Origin of the sequence: Limnohabitans sp. Rim8 (genome assembly GCF_945901735.1) — a bacterium.
GTDB lineage: Bacteria > Pseudomonadota > Gammaproteobacteria > Burkholderiales > Burkholderiaceae_C > Limnohabitans_A.
The window spans coordinates 188407-201226 of sequence record NZ_CAMDLM010000001.1; the positions used below are offsets into that span (position 1 = coordinate 188407).

A 12820-nucleotide genomic window follows, 5' to 3' on the forward strand; every position below is an offset into this window, starting at 1 on the left:
TCAAAAAGCCACCATGGCGAACTCGGCTTTCTCGAGTTCTTCGGCAAATTCTTCACCCAACTCTTGCATGTTGTCGTCGTCAGAGGCGTAGTGCCATTCGATTTTGAAGGCGTTGCCACGGGCGGCTGATTCTTCGACCGCCAAAAACAAGTCCATCAGCACTTTGGCCGATGAGCTGTTGAAATACTTCAACTTGAAAGTGAAAACCGCTTTGACATCAACATCCTTCTCCAAAAAACTGTACACATTAGACAGAGGGGTGTCGTAAAACTTTTTGGTGTCTTCGGGGTAAGACTCACCTTCCAACACAAAAATGCCCGTGGCGGGGTCAAAGCTCAAATGGGGTGTGCGTGCAGTGGCTGCAATGTCAATTTTTTCCATGTCAGGCTCTCTTAAAAGTAGGCTTCGAGGCAGAAGAAAGTGAACTTACCGTCCGGCATGGGGACCATGTCGTATTCCCAATTGCCATTGGCTTCGCGTGCGATGGAGATGAACCCCACACCAGCACCCTTGGAGCCCTCGGGTGGGCCCGCCTTCAGATGCTCGCGCATCAAAGTGGTCAGCTCTTTGCGGTTAAGTCCGCGAATGCTTTCAAGCGAAGCCGAGACGCGCTCGACGTTGTCGTTTTTGATGAGGTTGGCGCAGGTGACAAAGCGGGTGCCGTCGGGTGTTTCGCCAATGGTGATCAGACCGTAACGAAGTTCGCCATCGTCAATTTCATTTTCGGGACGGCCAGCAGCCAGTGCGGCCTCGCGCTCCAATTTGGCACGCTCTTCAGGGCCAATCGTTTCGGCCGAATAGCGGATGACGTTTTGCACTTGCTCCACAAAGGTAGAGAAGATGCCGCGCGAAATTTTCTGATCGGTTTGGTCGATGGCCATCTTGCTTTGCAAGGCATTGCCAATGCCTGACAAGATGCTCTCATTCAAATAACCGCAATAGGAGAACACGATGCCCCGTGATTCCAGTTGCTGGCGAAGATCCAAGAAAGAAGCGCCGTTGAGCTTGTGTGCTGTGGACATGGATTGATCTCATAAACATTGAAGATCAACCCAATTTAAAACTCAAATATGTCAACTGCATGACTAAAAATGACGAAACTGATATACCCGAACAAGTAAAGTCGTGCGTCAGTTCATCACTCAGTGTCGGAATTATCGGTTGACGTTGACCACCACCCGACCGCGAACCTGCCCCGCCAGGATCTCGCCGCCCACACCGATGGCGTCGGCCAGGCCCACTTCGCGCGTCATGCGTTCCAGTTGAGCGGTGTCCAAGTCTTTCGCCAAACGCGCCCAAGCGGCTTCGCGCACGGCACGCGGGGCCATCACGCTGTCGATGCCCGCCAAGGTCACGCCGCGCAAGATGAAGGGTGCCACGCTCGAAGGAAAGTCCATGCCTTGCGCCAGGCCGCAGGCGGTGACCACGCCGCCGTATTTCGTGCTGGCGCAGGCGTTGGCCAGGGTGTGGCTGCCCACGGTGTCGACCACTCCGGCCCAGCGCTCTTTGGCCAGCGGCTTGCCCGGGGCCGACAGTTCGGCCCGGTCCATCACGTCGGCTGCGCCCAACTGGCGCAGGTAGTCGGCCTCTTGCAGGCGGCCGGTGCTGGCCACCACGCGAAAGCCCAGCTTGGCCAGCAAGGCGATCGCCACGCTGCCCACGCCGCCGCCCGCGCCTGTGACCAGGATGTCGCCCTTGTCAGGGGTGATGCCGTGCTTTTCAAGGGCCATCACGCACAGCATGGCGGTGTAACCGGCGGTGCCAATGGCCATGGCCTGGCGCGCGGAGAAAGCAGCAGGCAGTTTCACCAGCCAGTCGCCTTTCAGGCGCGCTTTTTGTGCCAGACCGCCGCTGTGGCTTTCGCCTACGCCCCAGCCATTCAGCACCACCAGGTCACCCGATTTGAACAGCGGGTGCTGGCTCTCGGTCACGGTGCCCGACAGGTCGATGCCGGGGGTGAGCGGGAACTTGCGCACCACCGGGCTTTTGCCGGTGATGGCCAAGCCATCTTTGTAGTTGAGGGTGGAGTAGTCCACTTGCACCGTCACATCGCCTTCGGGCAAGGCGCTGTCGTCCAGCGTTTTCAAGGTGCAGCGGTAACCGGCGTCGTCTTTTTCAATTTGCAGGGCTTGGTAAGTCATAGAGGTCTTTCTGTCAAAGGGTTCAATTGTCTTTTGTGGGCGCGATGGTTTGAGGGCTTCATTTGCGGTTGACCAGCACAATGCCCACGGCCACCAGGGCCAGGGACAGCACCAAGGTCAGGGTCACGGCTTCGCCCAGCCACAGCATGCCAAACAGCAGGGCGAACAGGGGTGTGAGGAAAACAAAGGCCGAGATCTTGGTGGCAGGGTAGTGGCCCAGCATCCACATCCAGGCCAGGTAGCTGGCGAATGCGCCGATCACGGTTTGCACCGCCACCGAGCCCATGGCAAAGCCGCTCCAGCTGCCGTCCCAGGGCTCGCCCATGCCGCGCGACAGCAAGATCAGCACCACGGTGCTCACAGCCAGTTGGTAAAACAACAGTTTCTCGGCAGTCAGGCGGGTGAGGTTGGCTGCGCGAATGGCCACCGTGGTCAGGCCCCACAAAGCCCCGGCGGCCAGACCCATCAGGTCACCCGTGGCCCCGCCTCCGCCCAAACCTTCGCGCAGGGCAAACACCACGGCCGCAAAAGCGCAGGCCATGCCCAGCCATTGCACAGGCCGCAGCCGCTCGGTGCGAATGAACCAAGGCAGCAGGGCCGCCACCCAAAAGGGCGAGGTGTACAAAAACACCGTCAGCCGTGAGGCCGTGGTGTGTTGCAGGCCGATGTAAATGAAGGCAAATTCGGCCGCAAACAGGCAGCCCACCAGCAAACCAGCCCACAGGCTGCCGTCGCGCTCAAACAGGCGCACCCCGCGCCACTGGCACCACAGCCACAGCAGCAGCGTGGCCCCCACGCCGCGCACGGCCGACTGGAAAACAGGCGGCAATTCGGCCACGGTGGCTTTGACCAGCACCTGCTGAAAGCCCCAAAACATGCAGCACATCAGCAAAATACCCACGGCCAGGGCGTCCAGGTGGTCTTTGTGGGGTCGGGGAGAAAAGCGCATGCCGTGAATTGTGCCGCTACCTGCCTGCGTGCCCTGTCGCCCGCGATGCGCCCGGTTACCATGGAAAAAAAAGCGCCATCTTCAAAACACCGGCCGAATCAACGACGGTGCTTTCACCCCATCTGCCAACGCCATGACCCCACTCACCCACCCCAGTTCACCCTGGTCGCGCCGCGATCTGCACCGCGCGGCTTTGGCAGCCGCGCTGGCACCGTGGGTCACGCCTGGCGTGCAGGCGCAAAGCGGGCCGCCGCGCTGGCAGGTTTTCCCGTTCAGCTTGGGCGTGGCCAGTGGCCAGCCACAGCCTCGCAGCGTGGTGCTGTGGACGCGTTTGCGCATCCACGAAGCCGATGCTGCCCGTCAAGCGCCTGGCGCGCCCGTGGTGTGCGAGCTGTTTGCCGACGAGGCTTTGCGACAGCCCGTGCGCCAATGGGCCTTGACCACCGATGCGCGCCGGGGCCACAGCTTGCATGTGCTGGCCGATGGTCTGCAGCCGGGGCGGCATTATTGGTACCGTTTTGCCAGCGGCAACGCGGTCAGCCCGGTGGGCCGCACCCGCACCAGCCCGGCATTGAACGAGGCGGTGGCTCGCCTGCGCTTGGGCCTGGCCTCTTGTCAGCATTACGAGCAAGGCCACTACGCCGCGCACCGCGACATGGCCGCGCAAGACCTGGACTTGGTGCTGTTCGTGGGTGACTACATCTATGAAAGCAGCAACAAGCAATACAAGCTTCGCGCCCACGACAGCGGCATGCCCGACACGCTGGAGGCGTACCGCGCCCGCCACGCGCATTACAAGAGCGATGCCCACTTGCAGGCCTGCCACGCCGCACACCCCTGGCTCATGACCTGGGACGACCACGAGGTGGTGAACGACTACGCCAACGACCTGGACCGCAACTTCACCGACGCGGCGGTGTTTTTGCAGCGGCGAACAGCGGCTTACCAGGCTTACTTTGAGCACATGCCGCTGCGCCTGGGGCCTGCCCCGCAGCAGCCCAGCCAGATGCGCATCCACGACCGCATGGCCTGGGGCACGCTGGCCGACGTGTGGACGCTCGACTGCCGCCAACACCGCGACCACCAGGCCTGCCCCGACCTGATGCGGGGCGGTGGACGCGTGGTCATGGGCTGCGATGCGCTGGCCGATCCGTCACGCAGCATGTTGGGCCAGGCGCAAGAGCAATGGCTGACGGCGGGCTTGACGCAAAGCCAGCGGCGCTGGAAGCTGCTGGCGCAGTCCACCTTGATGGCCAGCAGCGGCATACAGACGCCCTTGGGGCGCAGCGCCTTCACCGACGGCTGGGACGGTTACCCGCAAGCGCGCTCGCGCCTGTTGCAAACCGTGGCCGACGCGCGCCTGAGTGATGTGGTGATGCTGGGTGGCGATGTGCACGCCAACGTGGCCGCGCAGCTGCGCGTGCGGCCGGGCGACGAGCGCTCGCCCGTGGTGGCCAGCGAACTGGTCACCACCTCGGTCTCCACCCGGGGCATGTCGCCCAAACTCATGGCACAAATCCAGCGCGACAACCCGGACATTCGCCACGCCCGCTCGGACGAGCGGGGCTACACCTTGATCGACATCCGGCCCGATCGGCTGGACGCTCAGTTCTTGACCACCCTACACCCGGCCCAGCCCGACGCCCGGTTGGCGCTGCAAGGGCGTTGGACGGTGCGCCAGGGCGTGGCGGGCGTCGAGCCGGGTTCTTGAAAAGGCCCGGCCGCATCCAAGGGTTACCATGCGGTCTTTTTTTAGGCTGGATGGCTAGAATCCTCGCATGAACACCACCCACGTGACCGCGCCCAAGAAGTCCTTCAAAGTCCAGATGCTCGCCGCCCGCGAAACGGCCATCATCCAGTCGGTCAACCGTTTGTTGTCCGAAAAAGGCTTCGATGCGATGACGGTGGACGAGGTGGCGGCCGAGGTGGGCATCGCCAAGGCCAGCTTGTACAAGCACTTCACCAGCAAGGAAGAGCTGGCCTGTGCGGCCATGGTCACCGCCATGCGCCGGGCGCAAGAGGTCATCCAAAGCACCGACCCGTCTTTGCCCCCGCTGGACAAGATCAAGGCCGTGACGCGCTGGACCATGGCATTGAAGCTGCAAGGCCTGATGCCTTCACTGCCCAGCCAAAACTCCAGCTTGCGCGCCACCTTGATGGCCAGCAAGGATTACATGGACGGCTTGATGGAGGTGAGCGACGCTTTAGGCGGCTGGATCGAAGCGGCCCAAAAACAAGGCCAGATCAACAAGGCCTTGCCCGCTGTGGCGGTGCTCTACACCTTGTTTGCCCGGGCCTGCGATCCGGTGCTGGAGTTTCTGAAGATGGGCGAGCAGCACACCGACGAGCAGATCCTCGATCTGGTGATGAGCACCTGTTTTGATGGGCTGAACGCCCGCTGAGGTCAGACTTGGGTATCCGGGGATTTTGACAAAGCGCCAAACCTTTCTGAAGCGCTTTGGCGGACCTCATCCAACAGCCTGAGTATGGATTCGGACGGTTGAGGGTCAACGCGAAGGGTCAAACCGACGGGTCCCTCGGTGGCGCTCGTGTCGATCTGCAGGCGCACCAGCGTGCCTTGCCGCAATTCATTTTCTATGGCGCCCAGTGGAACAAACCACACAGCGTCGCTGTGCAGCACATAACTGCGGCCGAAAGACAAATCGATGGTTTCAATGACTTTCAAGGGCAGACCCGTGCCCACGGCCATGAAAAAACGGTCTGCGGCTTCCCTGGCGCGCGTCCCCGCATCGGGCATGACCAAACGGTAGCCGTCCAAAAGTGCGGGATCGATGTTCTGTCGCAAGGTCAGCGCATGCCCTGGGCGAACCACGAGCAGCAAGGGCTCGGTGTACAGGTGTTCAAAGGTTAAACCTTGCATGTCTGACGGCTTTGCGAGGCGACCCATCACCATGTCCAGAACCCCTTGTTTCAAGGCGGCAATCAGCTGTGCATTGCTGCCTGTTCGCACGGACACGCGGGCCCGTGGCGACGAGGCGGCAAAGCGCACCAGCGCGGGCGCCAGCACCGTGGCACCCACATTGGGCAAGGCGCCAATCACCAGGGCTGGGGCTTCGCCCTCTTCTTCGGCAGACAGGCTGGACAGCCCATCGTGGATCGCCCGCAAGCCCGATCCCGTGTGCCTGACCAATATTTGTCCGGCCCCGGTCAAGGTGACGCCTTTGGGTGAGCGTTCAAAAAGTCGATGGCCCGCAATGTCTTCGAGCTCGGCCAGGGTTTTGGTGACGGCGGGTTGCGAAATGCTCAAGGCTTTGGCGGCACGCACCAGTGAGCCGTGTTAGGCAATCGCCACCAGGGTGCGCAGGTGACGCATTTTGAGACGGTCTTGCAAAGGCATCGGACAAGCATAACCTGCAAAAAACCGGGGTTGATCTGGGCTCAGACGGCATGCCCTTTGGGCAGTCAGGTCAGTCGTGCCAGCAAAGCAGCGGCGTTGTCATGCAAGACCAGGGCCTGATCGGCTGCCGACAGACGAGACCCTTGGATGCCCGCGAGGGTTCTGGCGGTATCGAAAATGGGGCAATCGGTGCCCAGCAGCACCCGGTCGGCACCGAACACCGCCACGGCTTGTTCCAGGGCCTGTGGGCCCAGCGAGGCGCAGTCCACCCACACGGCGCGCGCCCGGCTCGAGGGCATGGGGCGGGCAGGATCGCGCAGGGCCAGCATGTGGTCCATGCGTTCGACCACGGCAGGAAAAGTGCCGCCCAGGTTGGCCACCTGAACCGTGATGTTGTGCCACGGTTGCAAAAAGTCCGACAGCAGCAGGGTCACCATGGCCTGGCCGACTTCGTGTTGAACAGCCAGCGCACGGCGTGCCAGATCGTGGTCAGGGGGCGCATCGGGCAAGGCGCCACTGTCTGGCATGCGTCCGGGGTGCACAAAAAAGTGCGCCCCCAGCGCCTCGGCCGCTTCAAACAAGGGGCGGATGCGTGCGGCGGTGGCTTCGCTGCGAAAGGCGTCCACCGGCAAAATCGCCCCCAGCAGCCCCAACTCCAGTCGCGCCCGGCGCAGTTCGGCCACGGCCGCGTCCATGTCGGCCAAGGGCAGTGCGGCGAGTCCGCAAAATCGTTCGGGGTGCGTCCGGCACAACTGGCCGCAAGCATCGTTGAAGTCACGCACCAGCGGCGCTGCCTGGTCAACAGGCAAACTGTCGATGCCAAACAGACCGGGCAATGACAGCATTTGTTTCGCCACGCCTTGCGCCAACATGTGCTCAAACCGCAGCGACGGGTCGGTATGGGCTTGGCTGAACCCCAGGGTGCCGATCGGCATGACCAAGCGCTCGGCCCCATCGGCAAGCACCTCCAGCCGTGGCACCTGGCCTTGACGCTGGCGCAGCGCATGGGCCACCTGCGGGGGCACCCAGTGCGCGTGCATGTCGATGGCGCGCGCGCCCAGACTCATTCGGCTTTGGCCCCTGAAGCTTTGACAACTTCAGCCCAGCGGGTGACTTCGCTGTCAATGAATTTGCCAAATTCCTGCGGGGAGGAGATCGAGGGCGCCGCCCCGAAGCTGGCCAGCAGGTCCTTGACGTCGTTTTGCTGCATGATTTTGCCGATCTCGGCGTTCAGCCGGTTGACGATGGCGGTGGGGGTACCTGCGGGCGCCACGATGCCGAACCAAGGTTCAACGTCAAAGCCGGGCAGGCCGCTTTCGGCAAGGGTGGGCACATCCGGTATGGCGGGCGAGCGTTTGCCGCTGGGGGTTGCTAGCATGACCAGTTTGCCGCCCGCCACATGAGGTTTGGCCACGGCGTATTGCAAAAACATGGCCGAAACTTGACCACCCAGAAGGTCGGAAGTGGCGGGACCATTGCCCTTGTAGGGGACGTGTGTCACGTCGACGCCAGCGCGGGTTTTGAACAACTCCAGTGCCAGGTGTGCGCCCGTTCCGATGCCACCGGAGGCGAAGTTGATCTTGCCGGGACGGGCCTTGGCCAGAGCCAGAAATTCATTCACGTTTTTCGCGGGTACAGACGGGTGGGTGACCAGCACCATGGGCGACCAAGCCGCACGGATCACGGGGCTGAAGTCCTTGCGCGCGTCGTAGCTCAGCCGGGACGCCATCAGGCTTTCATTGATGGCCAAATCGGGTGCCACCAACAGCAGCGTGTAGCCATCGGCAGGCGCGCGCGCCACCATGGCACTGCCAATGGTGCTGCCGCCACCGCCTTTGTTGTCCACGACCACGGTTTGCCCGAGTCGAGTCTGAAGTTGGGCGGAAAGCAGGCGGCCCAGAATGTCCGTGAACCCGCCGGGCGGGTACGGCACCACCAAACGGATGGGTTTGTCGGGGTAGGCGGGTTGGCTGAAAACACCTGTACAGGCACTCAGTGCCAGCGCAGCAAAAACAGCACGTCTGGAAAAACGGAACATGACAGTCTCCTCATTTGAATGGCCAACAGATGGCTGGATTGATCACAAAAGGTGTTTTAGCACCCACAAGCTCAAAGGTCGAGTTGCCTCTTTTGCGCAGTACCCGCCTGGCGAAACTGCGACAACGGCGGCATCAGATAACGCCGCAGGTCAGAGGGGTCGGCGGCCGGGTCGGCAGCCACAGGGCGGGTGCCGGCGATGGTCACGCGCTCCATCAGGCGACGCTGCGGGTAGTAATCGTGCAAGGCGGAGTGTTGCACATGGCGGTTGTCCCAAAACACCACCATGTCCGGTTCCCAGCAGTGCCGGTACTGGTATTCATGAATCAGGGTCTTGCGGTACAGCATGTCCAGGATCATGCGGCTCTCGTCTTCGGCCATGCCCTTGATGTGCAAGGTGAACTGGGGGTTGACAAAAATGAGCTTTTTGCCCGTGATCGGGTGCACCGACACCACCGGATGGGTGACGGCAGGGTAGCGGTCCTCAAAGCGACGCAACTTCTCGATGCCATCGGCGTCGGTGGGGAAAAGGCTGCGGAAAGGCTTGAAGTCGTGGACGGCTTCCAGCCCCGACAAAAAGCGCTGCCAGCGGTCGGACAAGCCTTCGTAGACCGCTGACATGCTGGCAAATGCGGTGTTGCCGCCGTGTTCAGGAATGATTTTGGCGCACAGCGCCGTGCCCATGGGCGGCGCTTCCCGAAAGGTTTCGTCGGTGTGCCAGATGTCTGTGGGGGCGGGGGGATTGCCCTCCTTGTTGTCATAGACGATCAACTCGGGGGCGTCGGCGCTGCTGGTGGAAAAGGGGTGAACGCTCAGGGTACCGAAACAGCGGCCAAAGCGGCGCAGGTCTTCCGAGGAAATCACCTGATCCGGAAAGACCAACACGCCATGTTGGGCATGCGCCAGTTTGAGGGCCTCGACCGTGGCGTCGTCCAGCGCCTGGCGCAGGTCGATGCCGGTGATGCGTGCGCCAAGAAAAACGCCAACACGGCGAATTTCCAGTGCCGAGGAAGCCGCTGTGACGGGGCCCTGTGGGGTTCCAATAGCCATGACCTATAACTCCTTGTGGTGCTGCGAAAGCAGCCAGCCCATCAATATAAGGGCAGGAGTCGCTCAAATGAATTGAAATTGCAAGGGCAATGCTATTCCGTCAGGTTATGACTTGAAGGCTGGGCTCGTCGCTGCAGCGGCCGGACCCGCCGGCTCACCAAGGGCCTTCAGCGCACCAGCAGCACAGGCACTTTGCAGTGCGCCAGCACTTGGGTGGCGACCGAGCCCATGACCAAGTTGCCCAAGGTGCCGTGGCCGTGCGAGCCCATCACCACCAAGTCAAACTTGCCGCTGTCGGCGGATTTAGAAATGGTCTCACCCGCATGGCCCACTTTGGCCATGGTTTTGGCGTCGATGCCGTGGCGCAATTAAAACTTGGTGACCGGGCTGAGTACTTTTTCCGCTTCGTCGCGGTGGTAGCTGTCAACCATCTCTTTGCCCACGGCAGCGCGTGCGCGGGGCGGCAGTTGGGGGCTCACCGTCAGCAGGGTGTAGCGGTTGTTCGTGCTGAAAAGCTCGTCGTGTGTGGTCAAGTAGGCCAGCATTTTTCGGGTGTATTCACTGCCATCAACGGCCAATAAGATTTTCATGAGGGTCTCCTGTTGCAGATCAGACAAGTCTTCACTCTATGCCGTGCAGGGCCATGAGGTCTTGACCTAGGTCATGAAATCAGAAGGTGGCGTGTGCCATCAGGTTGGAGCTGGGCGGACTCATGTGCCCCTGACCTCCAGTACGCATTGCGGTTTGAACATCAGTTGCTCATTTTTGCGCGCATAACCCAGCGGGTTGGCCACCACGCGGCAGCCGTTTTGGGTGTAGTCGCTGGGGCAATGCAAATGGCCGTGCAGCCACAACTGGGCGTGGGGCAGCATGTGGTCCAGTGCGTTGCAAAACCCCGCTGTGCCTGGCACCCGGCCATAGCGCGGGTCGGCGCTGCTCAGGCTGGGTGCAAAGTGGGTGACCACCACGGTCGGGCCCGCAAAAGGCACGTTCAGCGCAGCGCTCAGCCAGTCCTGGCATTGCAGGGCTTGCTCGCGCAGGCCCTCGGCCAGCCAGGGCTCACTTTGGCGCGTGGTCAGGGTTTTGCGCAGGTAAAAGTTGGCGGCGCGAAAGGCCTTGTGGCGGGCCTTGAGTTGGCGTGTGTACTGGCTGTTGGGGTGGCTGAAGTGCGCCGGAATTTTGTCGGTCAGCGGGTCGGGGATGGGCTGCCCGGCCAGCGGCCCCAGCGCGTCAAAGTCGGTCCACAGCGTGGTGCCCACAAAGCGCACGCCACCCAGTTGCAGCACTTCGCGCTCCAGCCAGGTGATGCCCAGCCGCGCGCAGGTTTGGCGCAGCCGGGCGTGGGCCACGTCAAAGTCCAGCCCGTCGTACTCGTGGTTGCCGGGCACAAACAACACGGGTGTGGGCCAGCCGTGCAGGGGTGAGAACCGCGCCAGGCCAAAGTCGCCGTCGCCCGCGCTGGCCAAGGCCGAGCCCGCTTGGTAAGAGCCAATGTCGCCCGCGAGCACCAGCACATCGGCACCCGGGGCCGGGCTGGGCATGAAGTCGGGGTGGGACTCCAGGTGCAGGTCGGACAGGAGTTGGATGTTCATGTCGAAATGTCGTGGGTCGGCACAGCGTTGGAAAAAGCTTGCCGGGCCACTTGTTGCAGTTGGGTGCGCAGCCAGTGGTGCGGGCTGTCTTGTTGGCGTTTGCGGTGCCACAGGGCATGCACTTGCACGGGCGGCACGACAAAGGGCAGCTCGTGCAGCGCCAGCTCATGGGCCATGCCGGTGGTGGGGACAAAGTGGCGTGGCAGCACCGTGAGCAAATCGGAGTTCACCACCACCCGCCCCGCCGTGAAAAACTGGTTCACCGTGAGCACAATGCGCCTTTGCTGTCCGATGGCGGCCAGCGCTTCGTCCACAAAGCCGTAGGCTCGCCCGGAAAAGCTGACCAGCAAGTGCCGGGCCGCGCAATAGGCTTGCAAGCCGATGGGCCGCTTGGCCAGTGGGTGGCCCTTGCGCATCACGCACACGTATTCGCCCGAATACAGGCGCTGGTGTTCAAACGCAATGGCCTCGCCCGATTGGGCGCGTGCCGTCAGGTCGGCCAGCACCGCCGGAAAGTAGCCCAGCGCGATGTCGGCGCTGTCTTCGCTGAGCAACTTGCGCGGGTCGCGTGTGGTCAGGGGGAGCACGCGCAAGGACACGCCGGAGGCCTGCAGCTCCAGCTGGCGGGCCAGCCCGCCCATGAGTTCGGCGGCGGTGGCGTCGGCCATGGCCAGCACAAAGGTGCTGTTGGCCTGCTGCGGCTCAAAAGCGTTGGGCACGATGGCCGCCTGCAATTGGCGCAGGGCCTCGCGCACACTGGGCCACAGGGCCTGCGCCCGGGGCGTGGGCTCGACGCCGTGACCGTGCCGGCGCACCAGCTCATCGCCCAAGGCCTCGCGCAAGCGGCGCAAGGCATTGCTCACGGCCGGTTGGGTGAGTGACAGGTTGTGCGCGGCCCGGGTCAGGCTGCGCTCGGCCATGACTTCGTCAAACACCCGCAGCAAGTTCAGGTCGAGGGTGCGAAAAGAGGACGGGATGGGGGAGGGCATGGGTGATCTTCAACTATCACCATTATGAATGAATGCCATTATGAAGATAAAGTTGAACGACATTGGTAAAAACCCTATGATTCGACTCATGCTTTTGTTGATTTGGGTTGCCAAAGAAAACAAAATCGAATCAAGGAAACACACGATGAACACCACCGCCAAATCTGTCCTGGGCACCATGCCCGCCGTTTCTGAGGCACTCACCGCCCACAGCACTTCCAGCAAAACTCTGGCGAACCTGCTGCTCGCCGCAGGTGTGGCTGCACTGGTCGTCGGTGTCGATCAGATGATCGACAGCTGGGCCGAATCCCATGTGGTGGCCGCCTGGCTGGCGCTGTGGGCCGTGGCCGTGCTGGCCATTTGGGTGCTGCGCGGCCTGACACGCCACTTGGCACAAAACCTGATGACCGGGTTGGACGCCTGGTCGGCCCATGTGGCCCGGAGCCGCGCCGACGAGCGTTTGTGGTCCATGGCGCAGTCCGACCCGCGTCTGATGAGTGAGCTGCAAGTGGCCATGGACCGCGCCAGCGAAGCCACAGGTCCGGCCCGTGATCTGGAAAACCTGATGACGCGCCGTGCCGCCCGACTGGTGCGAGACCGCATGTATTACATCTGAAGTTTTATCTCCGGGGTCCTGCGGTGACCCACACAACCCAAGGCCTCCTTGAGCAGGCTTTTTTTTCATGCAAAAGGGGCGGGGCCCC

The 12820-nt window shown here is 62.2% G+C and carries 13 protein-coding genes and 1 pseudogene; 3 read left to right on the top strand and 11 right to left on the bottom strand.

The features are described from left to right. From Q0O99_RS00945 to Q0O99_RS00960, 4 genes are all read right to left on the bottom strand, one after another. The gene (locus Q0O99_RS00945; RefSeq protein ID WP_293747574.1) at positions 1-381 is read right to left on the bottom strand and encodes a DUF1987 domain-containing protein; all 381 of its coding nucleotides are present in this window, start codon (positions 379-381) and stop codon (positions 1-3) included. 11 nt (positions 382-392) lie between these two features. After that, entirely contained in the window at positions 393-1022 is a 630-nt protein-coding gene (locus Q0O99_RS00950) for a DUF6272 family protein (protein WP_293747576.1), read from the bottom strand. A 132-nt stretch (positions 1023-1154) separates the two neighbouring features. After that, entirely contained in the window at positions 1155-2141 is a 987-nt protein-coding gene (locus tag Q0O99_RS00955; protein ID WP_293747578.1) for an MDR family oxidoreductase, read from the bottom strand. A 58-nt stretch (positions 2142-2199) separates the two neighbouring features. Next, positions 2200-3090 carry a DMT family transporter gene (locus Q0O99_RS00960; protein ID WP_293747580.1) on the bottom strand — a complete coding sequence of 297 codons (891 nt, stop codon included), beginning with the start codon at positions 3088-3090 and terminating at the stop codon, positions 2200-2202. Positions 3091-3223: 133 nt separating this feature from the next. On the opposite strand from Q0O99_RS00960, the gene Q0O99_RS00965 reads away from it, so the two are divergent. Beyond that, positions 3224-4801: an alkaline phosphatase D family protein gene (locus Q0O99_RS00965; protein ID WP_293747582.1), complete on the top strand. Its 1578-nt coding sequence runs from the start codon at positions 3224-3226 to the stop codon at positions 4799-4801. A gap of 67 nt (positions 4802-4868) precedes the next feature. Continuing rightward, the gene (locus tag Q0O99_RS00970) at positions 4869-5492 is read left to right on the top strand and encodes a TetR/AcrR family transcriptional regulator (protein ID WP_293747584.1); all 624 of its coding nucleotides are present in this window, start codon (positions 4869-4871) and stop codon (positions 5490-5492) included. Between the two features lie 2 nt (positions 5493-5494). Here Q0O99_RS00970 and Q0O99_RS00975 read toward each other — a convergent pair whose 3' ends face one another. From Q0O99_RS00975 to Q0O99_RS01005, 7 genes and pseudogenes are all read right to left on the bottom strand, one after another. Continuing rightward, positions 5495-6376, bottom strand: coding sequence for a LysR substrate-binding domain-containing protein (locus tag Q0O99_RS00975; RefSeq protein WP_293747586.1), 882 nt, complete (start codon positions 6374-6376; stop codon positions 5495-5497). A 137-nt stretch (positions 6377-6513) separates the two neighbouring features. Further along, positions 6514-7515, bottom strand: a complete 1002-nt coding sequence (locus tag Q0O99_RS00980; RefSeq protein ID WP_293747588.1) for an amidohydrolase family protein — start codon at positions 7513-7515, stop codon at positions 6514-6516. Then, positions 7512-8486, bottom strand: a complete 975-nt coding sequence (locus Q0O99_RS00985) for a tripartite tricarboxylate transporter substrate binding protein (RefSeq protein ID WP_293747590.1) — start codon at positions 8484-8486, stop codon at positions 7512-7514. The genes Q0O99_RS00980 and Q0O99_RS00985 overlap by 4 nt, the downstream gene beginning before the upstream one ends. A 71-nt stretch (positions 8487-8557) precedes the next feature. After that, positions 8558-9535: a TauD/TfdA family dioxygenase gene (locus tag Q0O99_RS00990; protein WP_293747592.1), complete on the bottom strand. Its 978-nt coding sequence runs from the start codon at positions 9533-9535 to the stop codon at positions 8558-8560. Positions 9536-9702: 167 nt separating this feature from the next. Further along, a pseudogene (locus Q0O99_RS00995) lies at positions 9703-10125 on the bottom strand (universal stress protein). 120 nt (positions 10126-10245) lie between these two features. Further along, positions 10246-11127: a metallophosphoesterase gene (locus Q0O99_RS01000; RefSeq protein ID WP_293747594.1), complete on the bottom strand. Its 882-nt coding sequence runs from the start codon at positions 11125-11127 to the stop codon at positions 10246-10248. After that, positions 11124-12116, bottom strand: coding sequence for a LysR family transcriptional regulator (locus Q0O99_RS01005; protein WP_293747596.1), 993 nt, complete (start codon positions 12114-12116; stop codon positions 11124-11126). Before Q0O99_RS01005 ends, Q0O99_RS01000 begins: the two co-directional genes overlap by 4 nt. A 145-nt stretch (positions 12117-12261) precedes the next feature. Here Q0O99_RS01005 and Q0O99_RS01010 point away from each other — a divergent pair, with 145 nt between their 5' ends. Then, on the top strand, positions 12262-12732 hold the full coding sequence (locus Q0O99_RS01010) for a hypothetical protein (RefSeq protein ID WP_293747598.1): 471 nt from the start codon (positions 12262-12264) through the stop codon (positions 12730-12732). Positions 12733-12820 lie beyond the last annotated feature (88 nt).

Bases quoted from the DNA above. Each gene is read 5' to 3' on its own strand.
- Q0O99_RS01000 (WP_293747594.1), bottom strand. From the start codon at position 11,127: ATGAACATCCAACTCCTGTCCGACCTGCACCTGGAGTCCCACCCCGAC.
- Q0O99_RS00965 (WP_293747582.1), top strand. From the start codon at position 3,224: ATGACCCCACTCACCCACCCCAGTTCACCCTGGTCGCGCCGCGATCTG.
- Q0O99_RS00955 (WP_293747578.1), bottom strand. From the start codon at position 2,141: ATGACTTACCAAGCCCTGCAAATTGAAAAAGACGACGCCGGTTACCGC.
- Q0O99_RS00990 (WP_293747592.1), bottom strand. From the start codon at position 9,535: ATGGCTATTGGAACCCCACAGGGCCCCGTCACAGCGGCTTCCTCGGCA.
- Q0O99_RS00960 (WP_293747580.1), bottom strand. From the start codon at position 3,090: ATGCGCTTTTCTCCCCGACCCCACAAAGACCACCTGGACGCCCTGGCC.
- Q0O99_RS00950 (WP_293747576.1), bottom strand. From the start codon at position 1,022: ATGTCCACAGCACACAAGCTCAACGGCGCTTCTTTCTTGGATCTTCGC.
- Q0O99_RS00945 (WP_293747574.1), bottom strand. From the start codon at position 381: ATGGAAAAAATTGACATTGCAGCCACTGCACGCACACCCCATTTGAGC.
- Q0O99_RS00980 (WP_293747588.1), bottom strand. From the start codon at position 7,515: ATGAGTCTGGGCGCGCGCGCCATCGACATGCACGCGCACTGGGTGCCC.
- Q0O99_RS00970 (WP_293747584.1), top strand. From the start codon at position 4,869: ATGAACACCACCCACGTGACCGCGCCCAAGAAGTCCTTCAAAGTCCAG.
- Q0O99_RS00985 (WP_293747590.1), bottom strand. From the start codon at position 8,486: ATGTTCCGTTTTTCCAGACGTGCTGTTTTTGCTGCGCTGGCACTGAGT.
- Q0O99_RS01005 (WP_293747596.1), bottom strand. From the start codon at position 12,116: ATGCCCTCCCCCATCCCGTCCTCTTTTCGCACCCTCGACCTGAACTTG.
- Q0O99_RS01010 (WP_293747598.1), top strand. From the start codon at position 12,262: ATGAACACCACCGCCAAATCTGTCCTGGGCACCATGCCCGCCGTTTCT.